The 26,258-nt window shown below is 62.2% G+C and carries 27 protein-coding genes and 1 tRNA gene; 8 read left to right on the plus strand and 20 right to left on the minus strand.

The annotated features are described in order from the left end of the window. Together ROS217_RS00035 and ROS217_RS00040 are read right to left on the minus strand one after the other, a co-directional pair. Nucleotides 1-2,200: helicase-related protein (locus tag ROS217_RS00035; protein WP_009815571.1), on the minus strand; the 2,200-nt coding region annotated here is incomplete at its 3' end. A gap of 21 nt (nucleotides 2,201-2,221) precedes the next feature. Then, entirely contained in the window at nucleotides 2,222-2,782 is a 561-nt protein-coding gene (locus tag ROS217_RS00040) for a tetratricopeptide repeat protein (RefSeq protein WP_009815572.1), read from the minus strand. Between the two features lie 71 nt (nucleotides 2,783-2,853). Here ROS217_RS00040 and ROS217_RS00045 point away from each other — a divergent pair, with 71 nt between their 5' ends. Both ROS217_RS00045 and ROS217_RS00050 read left to right on the plus strand, forming a co-directional pair. Then, complete coding sequence (locus ROS217_RS00045; RefSeq protein ID WP_009815573.1) at nucleotides 2,854-3,144, plus strand: SCP2 sterol-binding domain-containing protein; 291 nt, start codon at nucleotides 2,854-2,856, stop codon at nucleotides 3,142-3,144. Then, a complete protein-coding gene (locus ROS217_RS00050) occupies nucleotides 3,144-4,133 on the plus strand; it encodes an alpha/beta fold hydrolase (RefSeq protein ID WP_009815574.1) in 990 nt (329 codons plus the stop codon). The genes ROS217_RS00045 and ROS217_RS00050 overlap by 1 nt, the downstream gene beginning before the upstream one ends. Here the strand turns inward: ROS217_RS00050 and ROS217_RS00055 are convergent. Beyond that, the gene (locus tag ROS217_RS00055) at nucleotides 4,087-4,917 is read right to left on the minus strand and encodes a fumarylacetoacetate hydrolase family protein (protein WP_009815575.1); all 831 of its coding nucleotides are present in this window, start codon (nucleotides 4,915-4,917) and stop codon (nucleotides 4,087-4,089) included. The two genes, ROS217_RS00050 and ROS217_RS00055, sit on opposite strands and share 47 nt — an antisense overlap. Before the next feature lie 134 nt (nucleotides 4,918-5,051). On the opposite strand from ROS217_RS00055, the gene ROS217_RS00060 reads away from it, so the two are divergent. Next, nucleotides 5,052-6,872 (plus strand): M3 family oligoendopeptidase, encoded by a 1,821-nt coding sequence (locus tag ROS217_RS00060; RefSeq protein ID WP_009815576.1) that lies wholly within the window; start codon nucleotides 5,052-5,054, stop codon nucleotides 6,870-6,872. Nucleotides 6,873-6,957: 85 nt separating this feature from the next. On the opposite strand, the gene ROS217_RS00065 is transcribed toward ROS217_RS00060, so the two are convergent. The 4 genes from ROS217_RS00065 to ROS217_RS00080 all read right to left on the minus strand — a co-directional run bounded on the left by ROS217_RS00065 (nucleotide 6,958) and on the right by ROS217_RS00080 (nucleotide 10,533). Continuing rightward, complete coding sequence (locus ROS217_RS00065) at nucleotides 6,958-7,227, minus strand: DksA/TraR family C4-type zinc finger protein (protein ID WP_009815577.1); 270 nt, start codon at nucleotides 7,225-7,227, stop codon at nucleotides 6,958-6,960. A 63-nt stretch (nucleotides 7,228-7,290) separates the two neighbouring features. Further along, nucleotides 7,291-8,379, minus strand: coding sequence for an alpha/beta hydrolase (locus ROS217_RS00070; RefSeq protein ID WP_254656355.1), 1,089 nt, complete (start codon nucleotides 8,377-8,379; stop codon nucleotides 7,291-7,293). A gap of 67 nt (nucleotides 8,380-8,446) precedes the next feature. Then, nucleotides 8,447-9,343 carry an RNA polymerase sigma factor RpoH gene (rpoH, locus tag ROS217_RS00075; protein ID WP_040650238.1) on the minus strand — a complete coding sequence of 299 codons (897 nt, stop codon included), beginning with the start codon at nucleotides 9,341-9,343 and terminating at the stop codon, nucleotides 8,447-8,449. Nucleotides 9,344-9,504: 161 nt separating this feature from the next. Continuing rightward, on the minus strand, nucleotides 9,505-10,533 hold the full coding sequence (locus ROS217_RS00080; RefSeq protein WP_009815580.1) for a pseudouridine synthase: 1,029 nt from the start codon (nucleotides 10,531-10,533) through the stop codon (nucleotides 9,505-9,507). Between ROS217_RS00080 and ROS217_RS00085 the strand changes: the two genes are divergently transcribed. Next, complete coding sequence (locus ROS217_RS00085; RefSeq protein WP_009815581.1) at nucleotides 10,532-10,846, plus strand: DUF6476 family protein; 315 nt, start codon at nucleotides 10,532-10,534, stop codon at nucleotides 10,844-10,846. The two genes, ROS217_RS00080 and ROS217_RS00085, sit on opposite strands and share 2 nt — an antisense overlap. Nucleotides 10,847-10,938: 92 nt before the next feature. On the opposite strand, the gene ROS217_RS00090 is transcribed toward ROS217_RS00085, so the two are convergent. Beyond that, a complete protein-coding gene (locus tag ROS217_RS00090; protein WP_254656356.1) occupies nucleotides 10,939-11,553 on the minus strand; it encodes a hypothetical protein in 615 nt (204 codons plus the stop codon). A gap of 368 nt (nucleotides 11,554-11,921) precedes the next feature. On the opposite strand from ROS217_RS00090, the gene cysK reads away from it, so the two are divergent. Continuing rightward, the gene (cysK, locus tag ROS217_RS00095; protein WP_009815584.1) at nucleotides 11,922-13,007 is read left to right on the plus strand and encodes a cysteine synthase A; all 1,086 of its coding nucleotides are present in this window, start codon (nucleotides 11,922-11,924) and stop codon (nucleotides 13,005-13,007) included. Between the two features lie 265 nt (nucleotides 13,008-13,272). Here the strand turns inward: cysK and ROS217_RS00100 are convergent. Both ROS217_RS00100 and ROS217_RS00105 read right to left on the minus strand, forming a co-directional pair. Next, a tRNA-His gene (locus ROS217_RS00100) sits at nucleotides 13,273-13,349 on the minus strand. A 41-nt stretch (nucleotides 13,350-13,390) separates the two neighbouring features. Then, complete coding sequence (locus ROS217_RS00105; protein ID WP_009815585.1) at nucleotides 13,391-13,876, minus strand: GNAT family N-acetyltransferase; 486 nt, start codon at nucleotides 13,874-13,876, stop codon at nucleotides 13,391-13,393. Nucleotides 13,877-13,954: 78 nt separating this feature from the next. Here ROS217_RS00105 and ROS217_RS00110 point away from each other — a divergent pair, with 78 nt between their 5' ends. Then, a complete protein-coding gene (locus ROS217_RS00110; RefSeq protein WP_009815586.1) occupies nucleotides 13,955-14,137 on the plus strand; it encodes a DUF6324 family protein in 183 nt (60 codons plus the stop codon). Here the strand turns inward: ROS217_RS00110 and ROS217_RS00115 are convergent, their stop codons facing one another. From ROS217_RS00115 to ROS217_RS00140, 6 genes are all read right to left on the minus strand, one after another. Next, nucleotides 14,138-14,581: an MmcB family DNA repair protein gene (locus tag ROS217_RS00115; protein ID WP_009815587.1), complete on the minus strand. Its 444-nt coding sequence runs from the start codon at nucleotides 14,579-14,581 to the stop codon at nucleotides 14,138-14,140. Between the two features lie 354 nt (nucleotides 14,582-14,935). Next, nucleotides 14,936-15,271 carry a hypothetical protein gene (locus ROS217_RS00120; RefSeq protein ID WP_009815588.1) on the minus strand — a complete coding sequence of 112 codons (336 nt, stop codon included), beginning with the start codon at nucleotides 15,269-15,271 and terminating at the stop codon, nucleotides 14,936-14,938. A 145-nt stretch (nucleotides 15,272-15,416) separates the two neighbouring features. Then, nucleotides 15,417-15,899 (minus strand): transcription antitermination factor NusB, encoded by a 483-nt coding sequence (gene nusB / locus ROS217_RS00125; protein WP_009815589.1) that lies wholly within the window; start codon nucleotides 15,897-15,899, stop codon nucleotides 15,417-15,419. Further along, a complete protein-coding gene (locus ROS217_RS00130) occupies nucleotides 15,896-16,441 on the minus strand; it encodes a 6,7-dimethyl-8-ribityllumazine synthase (protein WP_009815590.1) in 546 nt (181 codons plus the stop codon). Before ROS217_RS00130 ends, nusB begins: the two co-directional genes overlap by 4 nt. 4 nt (nucleotides 16,442-16,445) lie before the next feature. Next, nucleotides 16,446-17,597: a 3,4-dihydroxy-2-butanone-4-phosphate synthase gene (ribB, locus tag ROS217_RS00135; RefSeq protein ID WP_009815591.1), complete on the minus strand. Its 1,152-nt coding sequence runs from the start codon at nucleotides 17,595-17,597 to the stop codon at nucleotides 16,446-16,448. A 68-nt stretch (nucleotides 17,598-17,665) separates the two neighbouring features. Continuing rightward, complete coding sequence (locus tag ROS217_RS00140; RefSeq protein ID WP_009815592.1) at nucleotides 17,666-18,556, minus strand: LysR family transcriptional regulator; 891 nt, start codon at nucleotides 18,554-18,556, stop codon at nucleotides 17,666-17,668. Nucleotides 18,557-18,657: 101 nt separating this feature from the next. Here ROS217_RS00140 and glyA point away from each other — a divergent pair, with 101 nt between their 5' ends. After that, nucleotides 18,658-19,974, plus strand: coding sequence for a serine hydroxymethyltransferase (glyA, locus tag ROS217_RS00145; RefSeq protein ID WP_040650804.1), 1,317 nt, complete (start codon nucleotides 18,658-18,660; stop codon nucleotides 19,972-19,974). A gap of 6 nt (nucleotides 19,975-19,980) precedes the next feature. Here the strand turns inward: glyA and ROS217_RS00150 are convergent, their stop codons facing one another. Next, complete coding sequence (locus ROS217_RS00150) at nucleotides 19,981-21,261, minus strand: DUF3422 family protein (protein WP_009815594.1); 1,281 nt, start codon at nucleotides 21,259-21,261, stop codon at nucleotides 19,981-19,983. 291 nt (nucleotides 21,262-21,552) lie between these two features. On the opposite strand from ROS217_RS00150, the gene ROS217_RS00155 reads away from it, so the two are divergent. Beyond that, entirely contained in the window at nucleotides 21,553-22,503 is a 951-nt protein-coding gene (locus ROS217_RS00155; protein WP_040650242.1) for a DMT family transporter, read from the plus strand. Between the two features lie 91 nt (nucleotides 22,504-22,594). Here ROS217_RS00155 and ROS217_RS00160 read toward each other — a convergent pair whose 3' ends face one another. The 3 genes from ROS217_RS00160 to ROS217_RS00170 all read right to left on the minus strand — a co-directional run bounded on the left by ROS217_RS00160 (nucleotide 22,595) and on the right by ROS217_RS00170 (nucleotide 26,227). Next, nucleotides 22,595-24,028 (minus strand): NAD(P)(+) transhydrogenase (Re/Si-specific) subunit beta, encoded by a 1,434-nt coding sequence (locus tag ROS217_RS00160; protein ID WP_009815596.1) that lies wholly within the window; start codon nucleotides 24,026-24,028, stop codon nucleotides 22,595-22,597. A 13-nt stretch (nucleotides 24,029-24,041) separates the two neighbouring features. Next, complete coding sequence (locus tag ROS217_RS00165; RefSeq protein WP_009815597.1) at nucleotides 24,042-25,616, minus strand: Re/Si-specific NAD(P)(+) transhydrogenase subunit alpha; 1,575 nt, start codon at nucleotides 25,614-25,616, stop codon at nucleotides 24,042-24,044. Nucleotides 25,617-25,744: 128 nt separating this feature from the next. Then, a complete protein-coding gene (locus ROS217_RS00170) occupies nucleotides 25,745-26,227 on the minus strand; it encodes a methyltransferase family protein (protein ID WP_009815598.1) in 483 nt (160 codons plus the stop codon). Between the last annotated feature and the right edge of the window lie 31 nt (nucleotides 26,228-26,258).

Genomic DNA, 26,258 nt, shown 5'->3' on the forward strand with positions numbered 1-26,258 from the left:
CCCGATCCCCGGCGGCGCGATAGCCAGCCATGGTGAAATAGCCCTTGGGCGCGTCACTGCGCGCGGGAACCGTGACCAGACCCGGCGGCGGGGCCTCGGGGAATTCATCCATCCCTTGGCTTAGCGACCACAGCACCAGCCGCAGGCGCGTCGGCGCGGGCTTGAGCAGGAGTGGCAGGAATACCGTGAACTGACCAAAGCGGATGCCATGTTTGCGCAGCGCGCCACGGGCGTCCTGATCCAGCGCCTTGACTTCATCCGCCACTTCACCGCGCGGGATGAGACCCATCGCCTCGACCATGCGAAAGCCGAATCCGCGCGCCAGACCGTTCAGCGTCTCGTCGCGCTGGATGTTCAGGAGCGGCTCGAACAGGGTGGCGATCTTGCGGTCGATGTAATGCTGCAAGCGGCGTTGCACCTTGGCGGCCACATCCGGCCCCGCCTCGTCATCGACAAAGGCCACGATCTGCGGCTTGAGCGGGTCGGCACCGGGCGTCAGTTTGCCCACCGCCTCCTTGCCCCACAAGAGGCCGCCTTGCTCGGTAAAGTCGATCTCGGTGTCGGGCGCGTTGTAGAACCGGTCCGCCTTGAGATGAAAATGCGGGGCCAGTGCCGCCGTGCTCGCCTGTTGCAGCGTGCGCGCTTCGTTGCCCACCGCAGACCTGTCCTGCATAAAGCGGAACCCTTCGAGCCGTCCGACGAATTCGCCTTCGACGGTCACGTCACCTTGATCGTTCACTTCGGCCACCATGGCTTCCTTCTGCTTGAGCCGGCGCAAGAGCACGGATGTGCGCCGGTCCACAAATCTCTGGGTCAGACGTTCGTGCAGCGCGTCCGACAGGCGGTCTTCTACAGCGCGTGTCGCGCCGCGCCAATGTTTTTCGTCATCCACCCAGCCTTTTCGCTGCGCGACATAGGTCCATGTGCGGATATACGCCAACCGTTTCGACAGTGTGTCGATATCGCCATCGGTCCGGTCGATGCGGCTCACCTGCTGTGCCAGCCAGTCATCGGGCACCCGACCATACTCAACCAGATCACAAAAGATTCGTTCCAGAAGGCTCGCGTGTTCTGCCGCGCTGATGCCCCGGAAATCGGGAATTCGGCAGACATCCCAGAGCAGTTTCACGGCAGGCCCGCCGATGGCCCGCCGCGCCACGTCTGGAAGGTCAGACAAGGTCTTGAGCGCGGTGAGATCATCCGCCTCGCGGGCGCGGGCCAGCAACTCGTGCTCCGGTCGCGCCTCAAGACTGCCGATCAGTGCGGCCGTGGTGCCGAATTGCAGACGCGCATTGCGCCATTCGAGTTTGCGGATCGGCGCAAAGCGATGCTCCATGATCGCCTCGGCCAGTTCGGGATCAAGATCGGGGGCCTCGCCGGTCACCCCAAAGGTGCCGTTGCTCATCCCCCGCCCGGCGCGCCCGGCGATTTGCCCCAACTCGTTCGGCTGCAGATAGCGCATTCTGCGCCCGTCGAATTTGCTGAGAGAGGAAAACGCCACATGGTTGATATCGAGATTCAGCCCCATGCCGATGGCATCCGTCGCGACGAGATAATCGACATCGCCATTCTGATAGAGCTCTACCTGTGCATTGCGGGTGCGCGGGCTGAGCGCGCCCATGACCACTGCGGCCCCGCCTTTTTGACGGCGCAGCAATTCAGCGATGGCATAGACATTCTCAACTGAGAACCCGACAATCGCGCTGCGGGCGGGCATCTTGGCGATCTTCTTGGGGCCGGTGTATGTCAGTTGTGACATGCGCGCGCGGCTCAGGAATTCCACCCCCGGCACCAGCGCGGCAATGGTTTGGCGCATGGTGTGACTGCCGAGAAATTGCGTCTCGCGTAATCCGCGCATGCGCAACAGCCGGTCGGTGAAGACATGGCCGCGCTCAGGGTCGGCGCAGAGCTGGATCTCATCCACCGCGACGAAATCCGTGCCCATCCCCTCGGGCATCGCCTCGACGGTGCAGACCCAGTACTGCGCACGCTCGGGTACAATGCGTTCTTCGCCCGTGACCAGCGCCACGACAGAGGGGCCGCGCACGGCTACGATCTTGTCATAGACCTCGCGTGCCAAGAGGCGCAACGGCAGGCCGATGATTCCGGTGCGATAGCCCAGCATCCGCTCAATGGCGTAATGCGTCTTGCCGGTATTGGTCGGGCCCAGAACCGCAAAGGTTCTTGACTGCTCGGGCATCCGCCGTGCTCCTTGAAGGTGTCAGAGTTCCGCGCCGCCCAAGTCCCGGGTCACGCTCTCCCGGGCCTTGGTTACGTCCTCGTGATGGGGATGTATAGCCAAGGCGCGCGAAAACGCATCCTCTGCCAGATCGGGCTGGCCGAGTTCGTCCAAAAGGACACCCAGGCCATAGATCACGTTGAAATGCCGCGGCTCGAGCGCCAAGGCCTGCTCGATGTCATACAGCGCAAGACCGTATCTTTCCTGCTTGAAGAACGCGACGGAGCGCAGATGCCACGCCTCGGCAAAGTCCGGCGCATGGTCGATGGCGGCACTCAAATGCTCGATTGCCGCCCCAAGGTCCCCCGCTTCGAGCGCATCCTGCCCGCGCCTCAGCAAGAGGTCCATCGCGGGCGACCCAGAGCGCGACAACGCCAGCTCTATCTCTGCGGCAATCTTGCGCGCCTCGGGCGCCTCGGCCTGCGAGAGTTGGGCAAAGAGCACATCCAATCGCGTCTCCTCCGCCAGCACGGGTAGGGAAAACGTGACTATCGCGACACCTGCCGCGACGATACGGTTGAGATTGATGATTACTGCACCCATAACATGTGTGAGTTTAGCGCAGATTGTCCGGTTGCACAGCCCCGGCATCGCAAATGTGAAAGGAAGCGCAAATGAGCGACGTTATGACCGCAGCGGTGGCTGCCCTGAATGAAAAACTCGGCGGCGAAGGGTTTGACGGCACCGCGAAATTCGTCATCGAGGACGAGGGTGCGATCGTGATCGACGCCGATGGCGCGCGCGAAGGTGACGACGAGACCGATGTCACGATGACGGCCAGCCGCGACACGTTCGAATCGATTCTCGCCGGCGATCTCGATCCGACCGCCGCCTTCATGTCTGGCCGCCTCAGCGTCGACGGCGACATGGGCATGGCGATGAAGCTGGGCAGCGTGCTGGCCTGATGCACGAGGCACCGCTCTTTGACGATGTGGCCTACGGGCCTGAGGGCGGTGCTGCGTGGTGGCTGACCGCAGCCGACGGGGTGCGCCTACGCGTTGGCTTGTGGAACCGGCAGGGGTCGAAGGGCACCATTCTGCTGTTTCCCGGACGGACGGAATACATCGAAAAATACGGTCGTGCCGCCACGCATTTTGCCGGATGTGGCTATGCGACTTTGGCGATCGACTGGCGCGGTCAGGGTCTCTCTGACCGGCTGACCGAGGATGCCATGGCGGGCCATGTGCATCACTTCATAGACTACCAGCAGGATGTCATCGCCATGAGCGAGGCCGCCAAGCGCCTCGATCTGCCGCGCCCTTGGTATCTCCTGGCGCATTCCATGGGCGGCTGCATCGGGCTGCGTGCGGTGATCCAGGGGATGGACGTTCAAAGCTGTGCCTTTTCCAGCCCGATGTGGGGCATCCACATGGCCCAAGCGCTGCGCCCGGTCGCGTGGTCGCTGTCTTGGGGCAGTCGGCAACTCGGCATGAGCCATCGCTACGCCCCCGGCACGGCGGGCGAACATTACGTGCTGGCCGAACCGTTCGAGACCAACAAGCTGACCAATGACCGCGAGATGTATGACGACATGGCGCGGCAGTTGCGGGCGCATCCCGAACTTGGGCTGGGTGGCCCCAGTCTGCACTGGCTGCACGAGGCCCTGCGCGAGACCCGCGATCTCGCACGCCTGCCCTCACCCGCCCTGCCCTGCCTGACCATTCTGGGCAGCGACGAGCAGATCGTCGATGTGCCCCGTGTGCACGAACGCATGGCGCAGTGGCCGGGCGGACACCTGGACGTGGTGCCCGGCGGGCGGCATGAGACGCTGATGGACACGCAAGACATGCGCAAACGCCTGCTGCAACAGCTTTGCGATTTCTACGGCAGCGCCGCGCGCCTTGGCTCTAGCGGTCCCGCACCACGGGCGAGCGCTGCTCCCCAAGCCCACTGATCCGCAACACCATTTCATCGCCCTCGGCCAGATAGCGCGGCGGCCTTTGGCCCATGCCCACACCGGGAGGCGTGCCGGTTGCGATCACGTCGCCGGGTTCAAGCGTCATCAATTCGCTTAGATAGGCCACGATATGCGCCACCGGAAAGATCATCCGCGCCGTGCTGCCGGTCTGCATCCGCGTGCCATTGAGGTCGAGCGAAAGGTCGAGCGCCTCTAGATCGCCCACCTCGTCAGGCGTGACCAGCCAGGGACCAATCGGCGCGAAACTGTCACAGCTCTTGCCCTTGGTCCATTGGCCGGCCCGCTCCATCTGATAGGCGCGCTCTGACACGTCGTTGACGATGGTGTAGCCCGCGACATGGCACAACGCTTCTGCCTCGGTCACGTATTTTGCGCGACGACCGATTACCACGCCCAACTCGATCTCCCAATCGCCCTTGCGCGCGCCACGCGGCAGGCTGACCGGGTCATAGGGGCCCGTGATGGCCGATGTCGCCTTGAGGAACACCACCGGCTCTGGTGGCGCGTCAACGCCCAACTCCTCGGCATGATCGGTATAGTTCAGCCCAATGCAGATGAGCTTGCCCACCTGGCCCACCGGCGCGCCGATCCGGGGCGTTCCCTTGACCAACGGCAGGCTCTCGGGGTCGATGCGCGGCAGGTCCGCCAACAGCGGCCCCGCCAGATCAGGCAAAACGCCTGACAGATCGCGCAACCGCCCCTGATCGTCCAGAACCGCAGGCTTTTCCTGCCCGGCCGTACCATATCGTGCGAATTTCATGTCTCACCTCCCCGGTTCATGGTGCGCGCCACCCTAGCCAGCAGGTCGCGAATGGCAAGCACCAGTGGTGCCTGTCCTCTTGTAGCCCCGGCACCTCCGGCCTATGTCTGGGCCATATCAACACGAGGTGCCCTATGCTCAATCTGCCGTTTCCCGTCCGCGACGCCAATGCAACATCTGGTAACAGGAACCTGGGAAACCTGCCGGAATGGGATCTGAGCGATCTCTACACCTCGGAGACGGCCCCGGAACTCAAACGCGATCTTGAGTGGCTACAGAGCGCCTGCGCCGAGTTTGCCGCCGATTACGAGGGGAAACTGGCCACGCTCGACGCCAAGGGCCTTGTGGACTGTATCCAACGCGATGAGGCGATCAGCAATATCGCGGGACGCATCATGTCCTACGCGGGCCTGCGCTATTACCAGTTGACCACCGATGGCGGACGGGCGAAATTCATGTCTGATTGTCAGGAAAAGGTGACCAATTCGACCACGCCGCTGGTGTTCTTTTCGCTGGAGTTGAACCGGCTCGACGAGACTGCGCTGACGGCGATGTATTCCGAAAACAACGATCTCGCCCGCTACAAGCCGGTTCTTGACCGCATCCGCGCGATGAAGCCCTACCAACTCTCGGATGAGTTGGAGAAATTCCTGCACGATCTGGGCGTTGTGGGCGACGCATGGGAGCGGCTCTTTGACGAGACCATCGCCGGGCTGACCTTTACCGTCGATGGCGATGACCTCAGCATCGAGGGCACGCTGAATCTGCTCACCGAACAGGACCGCAGCAAACGCGAAGCGGCGGCTCGCGAACTGGCGCGGGTCTTTGGCGAGAACATCCGCACCTTTGCCCGTGTCCACAACACGCAAGCCAAGGAGAAGGAGGTCATCGACCGCTGGCGCAAGATGCCATCGGCGCAGACAGGACGCCACCTCTCGAATGATGTGGAACCCGAGGTCGTCGAGGCGCTGCGCAATGCGGTGGTGGCGGCCTATCCGAAACTCTCGCATCGCTATTACGAGCTCAAGCGCAAGTGGCTGGGGCTGGACCGCATGCAGGTCTGGGACCGCAACGCCCCCCTGCCGATGGACGCCACGCGCATCGTTGATTGGGACGAGGCGCGCGAGACGGTGATGACGGCCTATGGTGCCTTTGATCCGCGGATGGCCGATCTGGCGCAGCCGTTTTTTGAGCAGGGCTGGATCGACGCAGGCGTCAAACCGGGCAAGGCACCGGGTGCCTTTGCCCATCCCACCGTGACCAATGTCCACCCCTACGTGATGCTGAACTACCTTGGCAAACCGCGCGACGTGATGACATTGGCGCATGAGCTGGGCCACGGCGTGCATCAGCGGCTGGCGGCGGATCAGGGCGAATTGCTCTCCTCCACCCCACTCACACTGGCCGAGACCGCAAGCGTGTTTGGCGAGATGCTCACCTTCCAACGCATGCTCGACGGGGCCAAAACGCAAGCCGAACGCAAGGTTCTGCTGGCGGGCAAGGTCGAGGACATGATCAACACGGTCGTGCGCCAGATCGCGTTTTACGATTTCGAATGCAAACTCCACGCCGCGCGGCGCGACGGCGAACTGACCCCTGACGATATCAACCTGCTCTGGATGTCAGTGCAGGCCCAAAGTCTCGGTGAAGCGTTTGATTTCATGGACGGGTATGAGACTTTTTGGGCCTATATCCCACACTTCATCCACTCGCCCTTCTACGTCTACGCCTACGCCTTTGGTGACGGGCTGGTGAACGCTCTTTATGCGGTCTACGAGGAAAATCCCGAGGGATTTCAGGACAAGTATTTCGAGATGCTCAAGGCGGGTGGGTCCAAACATCACAAGGACCTGCTTGCCCCGTTCGGCCTTGATGCCTCTGACCCGGCGTTCTGGGACAAGGGGCTGTCGATGATCTCTGGTATGATCGACGAGTTGGAGGCGATGGAGGGCTGAGGCTCGGTCGGGCTTTCATCTTGCCCAAAATACTTCGGGGGAATTGGCCGTAGGCCAAGGGGGCAGAGCCCCCGCTTTCCCCCCGTCACTTCAACTGGCTGTCCTTTGATCCGCGCCGGTTGATGCCGCCGCGCGGGGATTGGGCCGCGTCGCGCTCTTGCTGGCAGTCGATGCAGAGCTTGACCCCCGGAATCGCCACGCGCCGCGCCTCGGGGATCGGTTCCTCGCATTCGGCGCAATGCGTCAGGCTCTCGCCCTGCGGGCCGCGCCGCGCCTTCAACCGCGCCAATTCATCAGAAATCGACGCCTCGATCTGTTCACTTACCGCGCCGTCGCGCGCCCATCCGCCAGCCATGGCATCCTCCTTTCGCAGAGTTTCAGTCTACGCGCCCTGCACTTTGCGTCAATTCCCACTTCCTCAGGGCTGCAACACTTTGGGTTTGGGAAGGCGCAGCGCCATGCTCTTGACGAAGTCACTGCTCTGTGGCCCTGACTCGGCCAATATCTCGCGCAGAAGACCGATGGCGGCAGGCGATGTAACGGGCACAAAGTGATTGAGCCCGGAGCCATCCGCCAAAGTGCTGAAGTCGAAGACCTGAACATCCGGCCGCTGCACCTTGTCAACGGTGTCGATCATGCCCAAACGCGGTTTGCGCCCGGTAATGAACCCCGAGACAGTCAGCGCCCGGTCCGCCTTGGTGATGAAGATCAGGAACGGTTGCGGCAGTTTGCCGATCACCTCGGCCTGACGGTCAAACACATCCGGGTCGATATCAGGCGACATCAGCACCACACCGCTGATCCGGTTCAGCAAATGGCGGTCCCCACTGAGGGCGATTTCGCGCAGTGATTCCATCACCAGGCTCGACCCCATGGAATGCGCCAGCAAGAACACCTTGTCACCCGGCGCGCGGGTCAGCTGGCGCAGCATATCGGTCAGATCATCGCGCGCATAAAGCACCGAATCGCGGTCATAGATATAGCCACGCGGATCGCCCGCCGAGGGCCACGAGAACAACAGTCCCGGCATGCCCGTGTCGAAATCGGTCTGGATCTGTGCCAGCCGATACATCGCTTCGGACAGCGTGTTGTTGTAGCCATGCACAAAGAGCAGGGTCTCGCGCCCTGCGTGCTCTTGCCTGACCTCATTGACCATCGCGCCGGGACTGGGGAAGACCTCGGTTCCGGTGACGACAAAATCCGTGGCCGCGTCCGGAGGGCCGTCCGGCCATTCGATCTGCCCCGGTTGGTGGGTTGGTGGAACGGACACATCGGTCCGGAAATAGCGCAGACCCTCTGTCCGCTCCAACCCAAAGATCGGCCCGGTCTGATCGAGCCTGCGCCCCGTCGCAACATAGATCGGCACGACCGTGGCTGCGGGATTGGGGGCCGCGCGCTCGGCGGTTGCGCGCGGCGCACAGGCGGCGATGAGAAGAACCATGCCAAAGCACAAAAGCCTGACACCACGGTTTGCCCCTGTCACCGCCTGCCCTGCTGCTTGCGTCACTGTATCCCTCGCACACTGGTTGTCGGTCGAGAGATACGCGTTTTGTTCGGTCGCGCCAAGCGTTGCTTCAGACCGATGCAAGCATGCCTTTTTCCTGCGCCAGCGCCCGCATCCGCTTTTGCAGTTTCTCAAAGGCCCGCACCTCGATCTGACGGATACGTTCACGACTCACGTCATATTCCGCGCTCAGATCTTCGAGGGTCACGGTTTCATCGCTCAGGCGGCGCTGTGTCAGGATATCGCGCTCACGCTCGTTGAGCACGTCCATCGCCATGGTCAGCAATTCGCGTCGCGCATCCATTTCATCGCGTCGCTCGTAATCACCAGCCTGATCGGCATCCTCATCCTCGAGCCAGTCCTGCCACTGCATCGACCCTTCGCCCTCAGAGCCAACCGTGGCATTGAGCGATGCGTCAGCCCCGGCCATCCGCTGATTCATGCTGATGACTTCGGCCTCGGTCACGCCCAGATCAGTCGCGATCTTCTTGACGACTTCGGGCCGCATATCGCCATCTTCCAGCGCGCCGATCTTGGCTTTGGCCTTGCGCAGATTGAAAAACAGCTTTTTCTGCGCCGAGGTGGTGCCCAGTTTCACAAGGCTCCAAGAGCGCAGGATATATTCCTGAATGCTGGCGCGAATCCACCACATCGCATAGGTCGCAAGCCGAAAGCCGCGCTCGGGGTCAAACCGCTTGACCGCCTGCATCAGACCCACGTTGGCCTCTGAAATCACCTCGGCCTGCGGCAACCCATAGCCGCGATAGCCCATGGCAATTTTGGCAGCGAGACGCAGATGGCTCGTGACCATCTTATGCGCGGCCTCGGTGTCCTGTTCCTCGACCCAACGTTTCGCCAGCATGTATTCCTCTTCCGGCTCTAGCAGCGGGAATTTGCGGATTTCCTGCATGTAGCGGTTCAAACCGCCTTCCGGCGTTGGGGCCGGCAGATTCTTGTAATTTCCCACTCGGTTGTCCCTCCTGATGTTTACATCGTTAACATTGAACTAGGTACAGGCTGACACCCTTTCTAGGTGCTGTCGTACTCTAGATCAACTAACGCTGATCTAGGATAGTTCCGTCGCTACGCCCGCATTATGACAAAAAGTCACGCGATCTTGCGCCTCTGTCACGATCCACGCAGCGCAGCGATCAGGGTTGTCATGTCCTCGGGCAGCGCCGCCTCGAACCGCAGGGCCATGCCGCTCACCGGATGCACAAACCCCAGCACAGCCGCATGCAGCGCCTGCCGGGGAAAGTCGCGCGCGGCCGCCACGGCCGTGGCTGAAAGTGCCTTCTCCGACAGTTTTCGGCGTCCGCCATAGACCGGATCACCAATCAGCCCGTGCCCGGCATGCGCCATATGCACCCGAATCTGGTGGGTGCGCCCGGTCTCCAGCCAGCACTCCATGAGCGAAACAACGCCCGGCGTCCCAAAGGACTCGATCACCCGTGCCCGCGTCACCGCATGCCGCCCGCCCTCAAACAACACGGCCTGTTTTTGACGGTCGGTCTTGTGTCGGGCCAGACGGGTGGCGATGCGCAGGATATTGCCGGCCTCGAAACTGATGCCGGGCAGGCCCCGCAGACGCGGGTCGCCAGCATCGGGCACACCATTGACCACGGCGCGGTATGAGCGCTCGACGCTATGCGCCTCGAATTGCGCGGCCAACCCCTGATGCGCGGCATCCGATTTGGCAACCACCAAGAGACCACTGGTGTCCTTGTCGATGCGGTGGACAATGCCGGGTCGTTTGGACCCGCCCACCCCTGACAGGCTGTCGCCGCAATGATGCAACAGCGCATTGACCAGCGTCCCCTCCGGACTGCCGGGTGCCGGATGCACAACCATTCCGGCCGGTTTGTTGATGACGATCAGATCGTCATCCTCATAGACGACGGTCAGCGCTATCGCCTCGGCGCTGATATGGCTCTCGCGCGCCTCTGGCACGAGGATTTCTATCAGGTCGCCCGCAGTCACCCGCGCCTTGGCGTCGCGCATCACCGCGCCATTGACCTGCACAGCCCCCTCTTCGAGCAGCCGCGCCAGACGGGTGCGCGACAGGGTCGCCTCCTCTGGCACATCGCGCGAAAGCGCCTTATCAAGGCGTTGAGGCGGATCATCCCCGATCCGAAAGACAAGTGGTTCTAGCCCCATGGATGACAACTCCGCGCCGATCAGTCCGGCGACACTGAAATTTCTGGCGCGGCTGGTCACTGTCCTGACCGCGACCATGATTGTCGGCGTTCTAGTGATCGTGGGGCTGCTTGTCACCCGCTTCTGGGGGTATGACACCGTGGCGCGGCCTGTTGTGCCTGACAGCATCGCCCTGCCAGATGGCACCAACGCCACAGCCTTTACCCAAGGCCGCGACTGGTATGCGATCGTGACCGACGACAACCGCATCTTGATTTATGACCGCCAGAGCGGAACCCTGCGGCAAACTGTGACCCTTGAGCGGCAAGAGTGACCCCGAAAGACGGGGACATCGAACCACATCGCGCAGCCTCTCGGGCCCGCGTGGCCGATCACACAACGCACAGGGTCGCGCAGGGTCAGGGCCTATGAATTTTCCGGAAACTGCGCGTTGCACTGCTTTACACCATTTGCGGCCCTGGCGGCGTAATCGGGCAACAAACGTTTGTATTGCGCAAGTTTTTCCTTCTCATGGCTGACATCAATCGCCACCGGCGTTGTCTGGGTCCGGTATTGGGTTGACGGGCAGGGATAGGGCAATGTCCGGTATGTATAGGGATCGCTCCAGTGGCAGATGCCTTGGACGGTATAGGGCACGCTTTGCGAATGGACCGCGTAGCCCCGAATGATATTTTGCTGCGTTTCGACCATCAGACTTTCAAGCGCCCTGTAGTCACGCGTCACAGAGGCGATGCAGCTTTCGCGCGGCGTGCTGCAGCCAGCGGCAAATGATGCCAGCACAAGGGCTGCAAAGATTCTTGAAACTCTGGTCAAAGCGTTGATCTCCGGATGTCGCGTGGCAGAGGCGGCGCCAGCATGGCGCGTCACTGAAAGTAATACCCGGTCGGGCCACCGGGTAAACGGAAAAGGCACATGCGATGGTTGCTCGTGGCCAGTCCCGCACCCCATTCCCGCACCCCAGTCCCGCACCGCCGAACGGGGCGTCGTTCGCGCATTATGCCTGATGCTGACGACTTTCACGACTCCAGAGTTTCCGAGAGTTGAGTGGAGCCCCGGAACCTCTCATCGCCTGACCTCAGCCACACGCGTGCGACGGGTGCCATACGCCAGCAAAGGCAAGGCAATGCGCCTGTTCCGCTCTGCTTTGCCTGTTCATTCCAGATGTCGGACCGTCTGTCAGCGATCATGACCCCTGCCCTTGGGCTCGACGTCAATCAGGCGGCGCGCGTCGAGATGGTCTTTCGAGATGTCCGCGCCGATGGTATCCTTCACCATCTTCGTTGTCCTTTGCGTGTCGTGCAAGACGTCTTGCTGCGGCGTATCCGTTCAGGTCTCAGGCGAAGACGGGCCCACCACCGCACGACCGGACAGACTAAGGGAGAACACGAATGACAACTGGAACACTCCGAACCACAAATGGACGAGGACGCCTCTACGACTCGATCCTTGATACCGTTGGCGACACACCGGTCGTTCGTATCAACAATATCGCGCCGCCGGATGTGCGCGTTTACGTCAAGGCCGAGTTTTTCAATCCGGCAGCATCGGTCAAGGACCGGCTTGCCCTCAACATCATAGAGGCTGCGGAACGCGCAGGTACTCTGAAGCCGGGTCAGACCGTGGTCGAGGCCACCAGCGGGAATACCGGCATCGGGCTCGCGATGGTCTGTGCGCAGAAAGGCTATCCGCTGGTTGTCACCATGGCCGACAGCTTTTCGGTCGAACGTCGGCGGATGATGCGGATGCTGGGCGCCAAGGTCGTGCTGACGCCGCGCGCGGAAAAGGGCACGGGAATGTATATGAAAGCCGTGGAATTGGCCGAAAAGAACGGCTGGTTCCTCGCGCATCAATTTGAGACATCGGCAAATGCGGATATCCACGAATCAACAACCGCGCGCGAGATCATCAATGATTTTTCCGGTGACAGGCTGGATTATCTCGTCACAGGATACGGAACCGGCGGCACGGTCACGGGACTCGCGCGGGTTCTGCGCAAGGAGCGTCCGGAGACAAAGATCATTCTCAGCGAACCCGCGAATGCCGCGCTGATCGCAAGTGGGATCGCTCAGGAGCGTAGCAGCAACGGTGCCCCCGCGGGCAGTCATCCCGCCTTTGAGCCACATCCCATCCAAGGTTGGACGCCGGATTTCATTCCGCTGGTGCTCCAAGAAGCCTTGGACACGGGCGGCTATGACGACTTGATCCCGGTCACTGGTGCAGACGGCATCGCTTGGGCCAAGAAACTCGCCGCACGCGAGGGAATCCTGACCGGTGTCTCGGGCGGCGCGAGCTTTGCTGTCGCCATGCAGATTGCCGAACGGGCGCCCAAAGGATCGGTGATCCTCGCCATGTTGCCCGACACAGGAGAGCGTTACCTGTCCACGCCGCTGTTCGAAGACATTGTCGAGTTCATGGATGACGAGGAACTGGCCATGTCAAACTCGACGCCGGGATACCGAATGGCAGCCGAATAACCCGTCACTGACCCAAGGTGGTGACGGGCACACGCCCTGACATGATCCGCAGAGGCCCAACCCTGCATATTGGTCGGGCTTGGAGCAAAGACACGCAGTGTAAGACCTAAACCGGGTACACTTCAGACGACCGTAAACCCGTCCGAACCGGAGGGGCAACGCCAGTGCGTTGCGGTCGCATGTCGAGAGGTTTGCGAAGCATGCAGAAATCACGCGGATCTCTGAACTCAGTCAGACCCGCTTGGCATGTTCTATCGGGTTTTGATGGTACCGCCTCCCTGGCTTGAACAGGGGACCTCTGGATCCACAATCCAGCGCTCTAACCAACTGAGCTAAGGCGGCACTGGAGGGCGATGTAACTTTACCGTTCTCCGAATGCAAGCCTAATGAAAGCGGATTTCCCAGGTTTGTTCCACAAGATCACAGCCATACGACCGCACCGGGTGCGAAGTGGCGATCCGCCAGCCGTTGCGCGCATAAAGCGCGCAAGCGGCGCGGTGGCTTTCATGGGTCGCAAGCTGCATGCCGCGGTAGCCCGCCGTTCGGGCAAAGGCCATGCAATGGCTCAACATCCGCTGGCCAAGGCCCCTGCCCCGCGCGCCGGGGTCGAGCAGAAAGAGCCGCAATTTGGCGATATCCTCGCTCAACGCGACGCAAAAGATTGACCCAAGCGGCTGCCCGCCTGCCTCCGCGACCCAGCCCGCTTCGCGCTCTGGATCATGCATCGCTATGAAGTCATTGACGATTTCGGCCACGAGCGGGGCGAACGTAGCATCGAACCCCGCCTCCTGTGCATAGTGGGTCCCGTGACGCTCAATGAGCCAAGGGGCATCGTCCGGATGAAAGAGGCGCAGAGTGATTTCGTCCATACCCCTCACCAAAGCGCCAAGGCGCTTGTCAAGCAAGTGGGAAAAGAGTAGCAAACCGGCTCTTTCAAGGAGAGCGCAATGGGTATCAATTCAGAGAGCGACGTCGAAGCCAACCTGCAAATCGGGCCCACCGATCAGGGCATGGTGCGCCTCTACATTGAGGCGCAAGGCCTTGAAATTCCTATGGACTTCACCCCAGATGAGGCCGAGGAAATCGCTCAAGAGCTCATCGCTTCGGCCACGGCTGCGCGGGCCAAGTGATCACAGGCGCGGGTCCAGCACCGATTGCAGACGCCGCGCCGCATGACGGGCGAATTTACGGGTGAGCGCGGCACGGCGCGCCCCGGCCAGCCGGGTTTCCGGCGCCATGCGAATGATCTCTGCATTATAGGCATCGGCGAGAATCAGCCCGGTGCCATCTGGCAGCAGGTCGATGGGAAACTCCGCGTCTACGGCCCAGAAATAGCGGTCACACCATTGCAGATATCCTTGCCATTTGGCGTCCCCCATGAAATCGGCGCGGCTTGATTTGCACTCGATCACCCAAATTTCACCCTTGGGACCAATCGCCATGACATCCACGCGCCGCCCCCGCTCCGGCACAAACTCTACAATAGAATCAAAATCATAGCCGCGTAAATGGCGGCACACACCGCGTGCCAGAAGTTGCCCCGGTTGCAGGATTTGATCGGCGGTCCATTCCATGCGGCGATTATGAACAAACCACGAACGCGCGCAACCCCTTGTCGTGGCCCGAGCAAAGGCTTAACTGTGAGGCGTGGCGGGTTCTGTTCTTCTCGATAACGGTTGCATTCCAGTGGCCTTAAGCAAATCCGAGGGAATTGGCTCTGTCTGTGCCCTGGTCCAGTTATCCGATGCCCACCTGTACATACAGGTCCTCGGGAATCATACCACCGAACGGTTGCTACGGGCCCGTCACACCCAGATCCAACCTTTCACCTGCGGACACCGTGTCCTGTGTGGACACACAGTCTGTACGCAATGAAAACGCCCCGCGAGGGGGCGCTTCAGGCTTCGGTTCGAACGCGGTGAACGGTCCTAGCGCTTGCGCCATGCCTCGCGGGCGCGGCCATCATCGACCCGGACCGGGATAGCCATATAGTCGCGCTGCATCATATGCTGACGGTGCCCACCGCGCGGCTCGTCATCATCGTCATCTTTCATCCGCATCACGGCAATGGCGAATTGCACGCCTGCGAACACGATGCCGTTCGCAAACCACAGGATCACAACGGCCAGCAGCCCCTTGTCGGAATGGCTGACCAGATGCCAGAGATTTGCGACATTGAACCACAGCAGCAGGGCGACAAAGACCCCCGCGATGCCAAAGCCGATGGCAACCTGCGTGATGTAGAGGCGTATAAGCTTGGGCATGAAACGACTCCTTTGCTTTGGCTCAAGTTTACGCTTTTGACACAGAATTACAAGTCGGCGCCCCGCGACCCTTTTACCTGTCGCTTTCATCTGGCCGCAAATACCTCGGGGTTTGGGGCTGGCCCTCACGCTGGCGGGGCCTCGTTCAGAACGCCTCGGGTCGCGCCTCGCGCGCCATGTGATCGAGCACGGCATTGACGAATTTCGATTCCTTGCCCGCCGGGTAAAAGGCCTTGGCAACATCGACATATTCCATGATCACCACCTTGGGCGGCGTGTCGGACTCGACCAGTTCGGCCCCCGCTGCGCGAAAGAGTGCGCGCAGGGTCGGATCAATCCGCGCAATCGGCCATTTCGCCACCAAGGCGCGGTCAGTCATCTGGTCAATCTTGGCCTGCCAGTTCACCGCATCGTCGAGCAGTTTGCGAAACAGATCGACATCGCCCTCGGCCATGTCGACGCCCTCGTCCACTTCGGCTCCGAACCGGAAATCCAGAAACTCCTCGCGCACCACGTCAGAGGTCTGGCCGGAATGTTCCATCTGAAACAGCGCCTGCACCGCATAGAGGCGGGCTGCGGATTTCATCTGGCGTTTGCGGTTGCCAGAGAGGGCGGGATCGGTGGTCATGCGGTGGGCTTGCCTTTTGTCTGACCCGCGATCTGGATCTCTTCGGTCGCGGGTTTAAAGCCGACGCCTTTGCGCGGGCCGCCCCATTTACGGGCCAAGGCCACCAGATGCAAGGCCGCTGCCGCCGCCCCTGCGCCTTTGTTCATGGCTTTGGGATCGGCGCGCACCTCGGCTTGCGGGCGGTTCTCGACGGTGAGAATGCCATTGCCGATGCACAGCCCCTGCAAGCCCAAGAGCGCAATCCCGCGCGAGCTGTCATTGCAGACGGTCTCGTAATGCGTGGTCTCGCCCCGGATCACACAGCCCAGCCCGACATAGCCGTCAAAGTTGGACATGCGTTCCGCGATGCCGATAGCGGTGGGGATTTCCAGCGCGCCGGGCACTTCGGCAATCTCATAGGTGCCGCCCGTGGCCTCGATCTCGGCGGTGGCCCCGGCAATCAGATTGTCGGCGATGTCGCGGTAGAACGGCGCCACGACGATCAAGAGCTTCACTGGCTTGTCAAACTCGGCACGCGGCAGGGTGTATTCATGCTCGGCCATGCTCTCACTCCTCGGTCAGCGGCTGGGTGCCGATGATCGAAATGCCATAGGCATCCAGACCCAGATAGCGGGTTTTCGGGCTATCGGTCAGCAGAACCAACTCGTGAATGCCCATGGTCGACATGATCTGCGCCCCAAGCCCGGTGTGCTTGATGGTGCGCGGCGCATCCTCATCCTCCATCTCGCCCGCCAGCTTGGGCCGGGGTTGGCGGAACAGGAACACGGCACCGCGCCCCTCGCGGGCAATGATTTCCATCGCACGCGGCAGCTTGCCGGTGGGGCCTTCGGCGCGTTTGCTCAGGCCTATGCCCAGCACATCCTCCAGCGCATTGAGCGCATGGGTGCGCGCCAGCACGGGGCGTCCATCGGTGATGTCCCCCTTGCTCAGCACGACATGTTCGGTCTGCGTGATCTGGTCGGCGAAAATCCGCATGTCCCAGGCGCCACCGTGACTCGATGTCACGGTTTCGCGCCGGATTTCGGTGATCAGGTTATCGTGCTTGTGCCGGTAGGCAATGAGGTCTGAAATCGTGCCGATTTTCAGGTCATGCTTGGCCGCAAATTCGATGAGGTCGGGCAGCCGCGCCATCCCGCCGTCTTCCTTCATGATCTCACAGATCACGCCCGAGGGGTTCAGCCCGGCAAGGCGCGCGATATCAACCGCCGCCTCGGTATGACCGGCGCGCACCAGCACGCCGCCGCGCCGCGCGCGCAGCGGAAACACATGCCCCGGCGTGGCAATCGCCGCCATGGTATTTTGCTCGTTGATCGCCGTGGCAATGGTCAGGGCGCGATCATGGGCGGAAATCCCGGTGCTCACCCCTTCGCGCGCCTCGATCGAGACGGTAAAGGCGGTTTCATGCCGCGAGGAATTGTTGACCGCCATCATCGGCAGGCCCAGCCCGTCGATCCGCTCGGCTGTCATCGGCAGACAAATCAGGCCACGCCCGTGGGTCGCCATGAAATTCACCGCCTCGGGCGTGGCGAATTCGGCGGCGATCACCAGATCACCCTCGTTCTCGCGGTCCTCATGGTCCACGAGGATGAACATCCGGCCCTTGCGCGCCTCGGCGATGATCTCTTCGGTCGGCGCGATGGCGTGACGCAGATCGGCCTCGACGGGGCCGGGTTTCTCGAATGGAACGGTGTCGGACATGAGCGCGCCCTCCGGGGTGTTGCAACCCGGCCCGGATACCGCAGCCGCGCGGCAATGGCCAGAGGGGATCAGCCCGTGACCTGTCCGCCGAACAGTGCCAACACCCGCGCCAGATCGGCGCGGGGCGGATCAAAGGCCGGATGCTCCAGCACCAGCGCCTTGCCCGTCGGCACAGCCAGATCAAAGGGCGCGACAAGGGTGCCATCGTCTAACGCGCTCTGCACAAGGCTCTGATGCCCCATCATTACCCCCGCCCCATGTCGCGCCTCCTCCAACGCGATGGCATAGAGTGAATAGCGCGGCCCGTTGGTGGGCAGGCTGATACCCGGCAGCCTCGCCCGTGCCCATTGCGCCCAATCCTCGGACCAGAGCGCATCATGCAACAGGGTTTCCCCGACAAGATCGTCAGAGCTGCGCAAACCTGCGGCAATCTCGGGCGCACAGACCGGCAGGATCATATCCCGCGCCAGCACCCGTTCGCCCCGGACGCCGGTCGGCGGACGGATAAAGAGGCTGAGGTCAAAGAGATCGCGCGCCAGATTGGGCGGGCTCTCGATGGCCGAGACGGAAATGCGCAGGTCCGGCAGCGCCGCGCGCACCGCCGGCAGGCGCGGCGAGAGCCAGAGTTGCGCCACCGATGGCAGCGCCGCGATATGCAGCGTGCCATGCCGCGCGGCGCTCCGCATGGCATGCACAGCCGCCCCCATCGCATCAAAAGCCGTGGCAAACCCCGGCAGCGCCTCGGCCCCCAGCGCGGTCAGCCGCACCCCCTGCGAGCGGCGCTCAAAGAGGTCCGCGCCGATCCACGCCTCCAGCGCGCGGATATGCTGCGAGATCGCACCGGGGGTGACGCAGAGCTCTTCGGCGGCATTGGCAAAACCACCCAGACGAGCGGCGGCCTCAAACGCACGCAACGCATTGAGCGGCGGACCCTTGGGACGCGGAGGCGATACAGACATTTTCTAGCCTTAGTTTTTCTACGCTGAATTTTATATAATCTCGTTTGCGCCGTCCAGCCCGTCAAAGCATTTTGCTGGAAACCGATCCTGAGGAGACCGCCATGACACTTGCCCGCCGCCCCTGGGTGCCCAGCCTATGCGAAGACCTGATCCAGACGCTTGCCACCCGCACCGCCACCCAAGACGCAGACACAATCGCCGCGCGCATCGAGGCGCTGGCCGAGGACAACCGCCGCATCCATGAGGCCGAGTGTTTCAACCTCAACCCCGCCACCAATGTGATGAACCCGCGCGCCGAGGCTCTTCTCGCCTCTGGCATCGGGTCGCGCCCGTCGTTGGGCTATCCGGGCGACAAATACGAAATGGGGCTTGAGGCGATCGAGGAAATCGAGGTCATCGCGGCCGAACTCGCCGCCGAGGTGTTTGACGCCCGCTATGCCGAGATTCGCGTCCCCTCCGGCGCGATTGCCAACCTCTACGCCTTTATGGCCACCTGCAAACCCGGCGACACGATCATTGCGCCGCCTGCCAGCATCGGCGGGCATGTGACCCATCACGCGCCGGGCTGTGCCGGGCTCTACGGGCTGCGCATCCTTGAGGCGCCGGTCCATGCCGATGGGTATACGGTGGATGTCGAGAGGCTGCGCGCGCTGGCTGAGGCTGAACACCCCCGGCTGATCACGCTGGGCGCGAGCCTCAATCTGCAGGAACATCCGGTGCGCGAGGTGCGCGCGATTGCCGATGACGTGGGCGCGCATCTGCTCTTTGACGCGGCGCATCAATGTGGGATCATTGCGGGTGGCGCATGGAAGAACCCCCTCCATGAGGGCGCGCATCTGATGACGATGAGCACCTACAAGAGCCTTGGCGGGCCTGCCGGTGGGCTCATCGTCAGCAATGACACCGCTCTGGCCGAGCGGCTGGATGCCATCGCCTTTCCGGGGCTTACCGCGAATTTCGACGCGGCGAAATCGGCGGCTCTGGCGGTAACGCTCTTGGATTGGCGGATGCATGGGCGCGCCTATGCCGCGCAGATGATCGCACTGGCGCAGGCGCTGGCAGCGGCGCTCGAGGCAGAAGGTCTGCCGGTCTTCAAGGCCGGGGGCATCGCCACGGCCTCGCATCAATTCGCCATCGCGGCAGCCGGATTTGGCGGCGGTCAGGCGGCATCCAAAACACTGCGCCGCGCAGGCTTTCTCGCCTGTGGCATCGGCCTGCCCCTACCCGCTGTGGCGGGCGACATGAATGGGCTGCGCATCGGCACGCCGGAATTGGTCCGCTGGGGGGTCACGCCAGACCATGCTCCGCGCATGGCCGCCCTGATCGCGCGGGCGCTGCGCGGCAATGACCCGGACGCGCTGCGCCCCGAGGTGTCAGACTGGCGACAGAGCTTTGACCGACTGCATTACATCACCTGAGCGGCGTCAATGCAGTTTCTTGCGGATGCGCTGAACCATCCACCACACGAGCACGATCACCGGCAGGGTCGCAATGGCTGTGACCATGCCTTTGCTCACCTCCAGCGCCTCCGCCAACGGATAGAGCAGATAGCCCGCGAGCGAGACGGCGTAATAGCTGATCGCCACCACTGACAGGCCTTCAACGGTCTTTTGCAGGCGCAATTGCAAATCGGCGCGTTTGTCCATGCTCTCCAACAGCGCCTGATTCTGCGCGCTGCGTTCGACATCGACGCGGGTGCGCAGCAATTCGCCCGCCCGCATCGCCCGGTCTGCCATCGCGGCCAGCCGGTCCTTGGTGGCGCGCACCGTGCGCATCGCCGGATCATAGCGGCGCATCATGAATTCCGCGAATGTCTGACGGCCCTCAAAGCGCTCCTCGCGCAGAACGACGATCCGCTGATGCACGATCTGCTCATAGGCTGCCGTGGCGCCAAAGCGGAACGAGGATTGCGCCACCAGCGCCTCCAGTTCCGCCGAGACCCGCAACAGGCTTTGCAGCGTTTCCTCCGCCGGCTGGCTGCCGCCGGTCATGTCATTGATGAGGCGGCTCAACTGGCTGTCGGTGTCGCCCATCTGGCGGCCCATTTCGCGAACGCGGGCAAAGCCCAGCATCGACATCGCCTTGTAGGTCTCGATCTCGCAGAGGCGCTGCACCACACGGCCAATCCGGCGCGCGCCGGTTGAGGGGGCGACATGTAGCGAGAACCGCAGATGCCCCGCCGGATCAATCCGGAAATCGCCCGCCATCACGGCCGCATCATCCAGCACCCGCGCCACAGCCACGCTCTCGGACACGAACCACTGATCAATCTCGTCGCGCGTCGCCTCGCGGCTTTTCCACGGGATCACCCGGATCATCGCCGAGGTGACGCGCAGCCCCGGCGCATCGGACAGCCAATCGACGGGAAAGACCTCGAAATCTGCCGGATCAAAGGGGCGCGCGCTGACCCCGTCGGTAAAGACGGTATAGGTCACCATCTCGGTATGGCTTTCCCATTTCAGGCTGTGCCGCCCGATCTGACCGGAATAATGCGTGGCCCCCGGCTGCGGATGCTTGGCCCCGTAGCGATCCAGAAGCGCCGTCAGATGCGCCAGATCCGCCGCGCGGTCGCGCTTGGCCGCGTCATGCGGTTGCTTGACGGCCAGAAACACCGCCGTACAGGGCGCCTCAAGTGACGGAAACGGCCGCGCATGCAGCTCATTGGCCAGATCATAGCGCAGCGGGTGGTCCTGAATGGGGGGCATGCGCCGTTCTCCTGATCCTGACCGCTCTTAGCGCGTGCCGCGCCCGCGAAAAAGAGGTTTTTCGTTCAAACCCAATGATTTAGCGGAACACAAGTGTATACAGCCTGACCTTTGGGCTTTTTCTTGGTCTAAATACTCAATTTTCAACGACAGCCAAAGACGAAAGCGTCAGAGGATGACACGCGCGCGTCTAAAACCCCTTTAGCGCAGGAAACGGGTCGTCCGGCGCGCGTGTCGATGACAAGGTGGTGTCAACCCGCTCTGCCGGAGCGCCAAGTGAAAGGACAGGACATGCCACTCCTCACCCCTGCAAACCGCCCCATGACGGGACGGGAATGGGTCATGCTTTTGGCCCTTGCAACCGTCTGGGGCGGGTCTTTCTTCTTCAACAGCGTCGCGCTGCGGGAATTGCCGGTCTTGACCGTGGTTCTGGCACGGGTGGCCCTTGCCGCGATCCTTCTGCTTGCGCTTCTGCGGCTGCGCGGCGAACGGATGCCGCAGGACCGGCGGGTCTGGGCGGCCTTTCTTGGCATGGGTCTTTTGAACAATGCCATTCCCTTCACCCTGATCGTCTGGGGGCAGCAGCATATCACCTCGGGTGCGGCGTCGATCCTGAACGCCTCGACCCCGTTCTTTGGAGTCTTGCTTGCGCATCTGTTGACGCAGGACGAGCAGATGAGTCGCGGCAAGCTCTCGGGTGTACTGATCGGCTTTGCCGGGGTCGCGGTGATGATCGGCACTGGGGCCCTGCGCGATCTTGGCGTTCACGTCGCAGCCCAGATCCTATGCCTTCTCGCTGCGGTTTCCTATGCTGTCGCGGGCATCTTCGGGCGCAGGTTTCGCACCTTGGGCGTTAGCCCGATGAGCACCGCGACCGGTCAGGTCATCGCGTCCAGCCTGATCCTTTTGCCATTGGTGATGGTCGTGGATCAGCCCTGGACCCTGCCCGTCCCCGGATGGCGGAGCATCGGCGCGGTGATCGGCGTCGCCGCCATATCGACGGCCTTCGCGTATACGCTCTATTTCCGCATCCTGTCGACGGCGGGCGCGACCAATCTCTTGCTGGTGACGCTTCTTGTGCCGATCAGCGCGATTCTGTTGGGGACATTGTTTCTGGGCGAGGCGCTGCTCGCGCGGCATATCTGGGGTATGGCGTTGATCGGCGCAGGTCCCTGCGCGGTCGACGGTCGTCCGGTGACACACCTGCGAAGAGTCGTCACACGCCGCAGGCGATCTGTCTGACGATACGCTGGCGCAGCAAAACCAAAGGGCGCAGCAAAGCCAAAGGGCGCAGCCTTTCGGCCGCGCCCTCCGCAAATCACACCTCCAAGGATCAGTCGATCTTGGGCAAGAGGCTCGACAGGCTCGCCTTGGCGTCGCCGTAGAACATGCGGGTGTTGTCCTTGTAGAACAGCGGGTTCTCGATCCCCGAATAGCCGGTGCCCTGGCCACGTTTGGAGACGAAGACCTGCTTGGCTTTCCAGCATTCCAGCACCGGCATGCCGGCGATGGGCGAGTTGGGATCGTCCTGCGCCGCCGGGTTGACGATGTCGTTGGAGCCAATCACGATCGCCACATCCGTGCTGGGGAAATCCTCGTTGATCTCGTCCATTTCCAGCACGATGTCATAGGGCACCTTGGCCTCGGCCAGAAGCACGTTCATATGCCCCGGCAGACGGCCTGCGACCGGGTGGATGGCAAAGCGCACGGTCTTGCCCCTGGCCCGCAGCTTCGAGGTCAGTTCACTGACCGCCCCCTGCGCCTGCGCCACCGCCATGCCGTAGCCCGGGATGATGATGATGCTGTCGGCCTCGTTCAGGGCTGCGGCGACGCCATCGACGTCAATCGCGATCTGTTCGCCCTCAACGGCCATCTGTTCGCCCGCCGGGCCGCCGAAGCCGCCCAGAATGACCGAGATGAACGAGCGGTTCATCGCCTTGCACATGATGTAACTCAGGATCGCACCGCTTGAGCCGACCAAGGCACCGACCACGATCAAGAGGTCGTTGCCAAGGCTGAAGCCGATCGCCGCCGCCGCCCAGCCCGAGTAGCTGTTGAGCATCGAGACCACCACGGGCATATCCGCGCCGCCAATGCCCATGATCAGGTGATAGCCGATGAAGAACGCCAGAAGCGTCATCACCACCAGCGTCCAGAGGCCTGCGTCGTTGAAATACATCACCCCCAGAACCACCGACAGGAACGCCGCCCCGGCGTTGAGCATATGCCCACCCGGCAGCTTTTTGGCGGCGGTATCGACCTTGCCCGCCAGCTTGCCAAAGGCGATGATCGAGCCGGTAAAGGTCACGGCCCCGATGAAGACGCCGAGGAACACCTCGACCCGCAGGATTGCCACCTCGACACTGGTTTTCTTGGCCAGCACGGCGGCAAAGCCCTCAAGCCCCTTGCGCGCGGTCTCGTCCATCGCCAGCACGCGGCCCAGTTCGAGATCGGCATTAAAGCCGACAAACACCGCCGCCAGACCCACAAGACTGTGCATCGCCGCCACAAGCTGCGGCATTTCGGTCATCTGCACCCGCGTGGCGACGACATAGCCGATCCCGCCCCCGGCGGCGATCAGCACCAGCGACAAGAGCCAGAGCCCGGCACCGGGGCCGATCAGCGTGGCGACAACCGCCAGCGCCATGCCTGCCATGCCATACCACACCGCGCGCTTGGCGCTTTCCTGCCCCGAGAGCCCACCCAGAGAGAGGATGAAGAGGATGGCCGCCACCACATAGGCGGCCGTCGTGAAACCGTAATCCATGATCCTCTACTCCTTATGACTTCTGGAACATGGCGAGCATGCGCCGGGTGACGAGGAAGCCACCGAAAATATTGATCCCGGCCATGAACACCGACAGCGCCGCCAGCACGATCACGAGGAAAGACCCCGATCCGATCTGCATGAGCGCGCCCAGAATGATGATCGACGAGATCGCGTTGGTGATCGCCATCAGCGGCGTGTGCAGCGAATGCGACACGTTCCAGATCACCTGAAAGCCCACGAAAACGGCCAGCACGAAGACGATGAAATGCTGCATAAAGCTGGCCGGGGCCACCAGACCCACCGCCAAGAGCAGGGCCGCACCGACCACAAGCAGCGTGACCTGGTTCTTGGTCTGCGCCTTGAACGCCGCCAGTTCTGCCGCGCGCTTCTGCTCAGAAGTCAGTTCCTTGACTTTTTCCTTGGGCTTGGCCGCCGCAATCGCCGCAACCTTGGGCGGCGGTGGCGGGAAGGTGACCGCACCGGCATGGGCCACGGTCGCGCCCCGGATCACGTCATCCTCCATGTTGTGATTGACCTTGCCGTCCTTGTCGGGCGTGAGGTCGGTCATCATGTGGCGGATGTTGGTGGCATAGAGCGTCGAGGATTGCGCAGCCATCCGGCTGGGGAAATCGGTATAGCCGATGATGGTCACGCCGTTGTCGGTGACGATCTTGTCGTCCATCACCGTCATTTTGCAATTGCCGCCCTTTTCCGCGGCAAGGTCGACGATGACCGAGCCGGGCTTCATCGCCTTGACCATATCCTCGGTCCAGAGCTCGGGGGCTTCGCGGTTGGGGATCAGCGCCGTGGTGATGACGATATCCATCTCGGGGGCCAGTTCGCGGAACTTGGCCAATTGCGCCTCGCGGAACTCGGGGCTGGAGACAGAGGCATAGCCGCCGGAGGCGGCCCCGTCCTGCTGCTCTTCCTTGAAATCGAGATAGACGAATTGCGCGCCCATCGATTCGACCTGCTCGGCCACTTCGGGGCGCACGTCGAACGCGTAGGTGATGGCCCCGAGGCTGGTCGAGGTGCCAATCGCCGCGAGGCCAGCAACCCCGGCCCCGACGATCAGAACCTTGGCCGGGGGCACCTTGCCCGCCGCCGTGATCTGGCCGGTGAAAAAGCGGCCAAAGTTATTGCCCGCCTCGATCACCGCGCGGTAGCCGGCGATATTGGCCATGCTTGAGAGCGCGTCCATCTTCTGCGCCCGGCTGATGCGCGGCACCATATCCATCGCGATGACCGAAGCGCCTTTTTCGGCGAGCTGCTTCATCTGCGCCTCATTCTGCGCAGGCCAGAAGAAGGAAATCAGAAGCTGGCCTTCGGTCAGGCGCTTGGCCTCTGTCTCATTGGGGGGGCGGACCTTGGCCACCACATCGGCGGCCTTGTAAAGCGCCGCGGCGGTCTTGAGCACCTCGACGCCAGCCTCCTTATAGGCGGCGTCCGAGAACCCGGCCGCAGCGCCTGCGCCGCTCTCGATCGCGCAGTCATAGCCCAACTTTTGCAATTGCAGCGCCGAGTCGGGCGTCATGGCAACCCGGTTCTCGCCCTCAAGCACTTCCTTTGGCGTTCCGATCTTCAATGCTGTCTCCCCCTCTGGCAGATGACGTGTTCTGATGGCCCCGCATCTGCGGCATGCCGGTTTCTTTGTCCCGAAGGTCGTTATTTCACACTATTTCGTGAGTGACGAGATCAAGATTGTCGCGGTTTCTACAACCAACGTCTGGTTTTTTCACAGTATCGGGCAAAATCCATGCGGAATTTGCGCCGCATACGGTCCTCTTCCGGGATAATGAAGCGTTTTTCAATCACCCAGACGAAAATGGGAATCAGCGGCAGCGCCAAAACGGCGTCCCAGCGCAGAATCAGCCCGGCGAGAATCAGGGTGTCACCGAGATAGATCGGATTGCGTGAGCGGCGAAAGATGCCGGACTGGATCACCCGCTCTGGCGTCTCATGCGGGACGATGGTGGTTTTATGGCGGCGAAATTCCAGTGCGGCCATCGCCACTAGCAAAATCCCCCCGCCGACCAGCAGCCCCCCCAAGAGATCGGCCCATGTCTCGCCAAAGCTGAGACCCATGGCGTACCGACTGGACTGCGCCCAGGCCACGGCCAAAAACCCCACAAGCCAGACCGGTGGCATGTCGATCCATTTCAGCACTGGCCATTTCAGCATGGGCCATTTCAGCATGGGCCTGCGGTCCTCTCGTGGTTGTCTCTGG

The sequence above is a fragment of the Roseovarius sp. 217 genome (assembly GCF_000152845.1).
Lineage (GTDB): Bacteria > Pseudomonadota > Alphaproteobacteria > Rhodobacterales > Rhodobacteraceae > Roseovarius.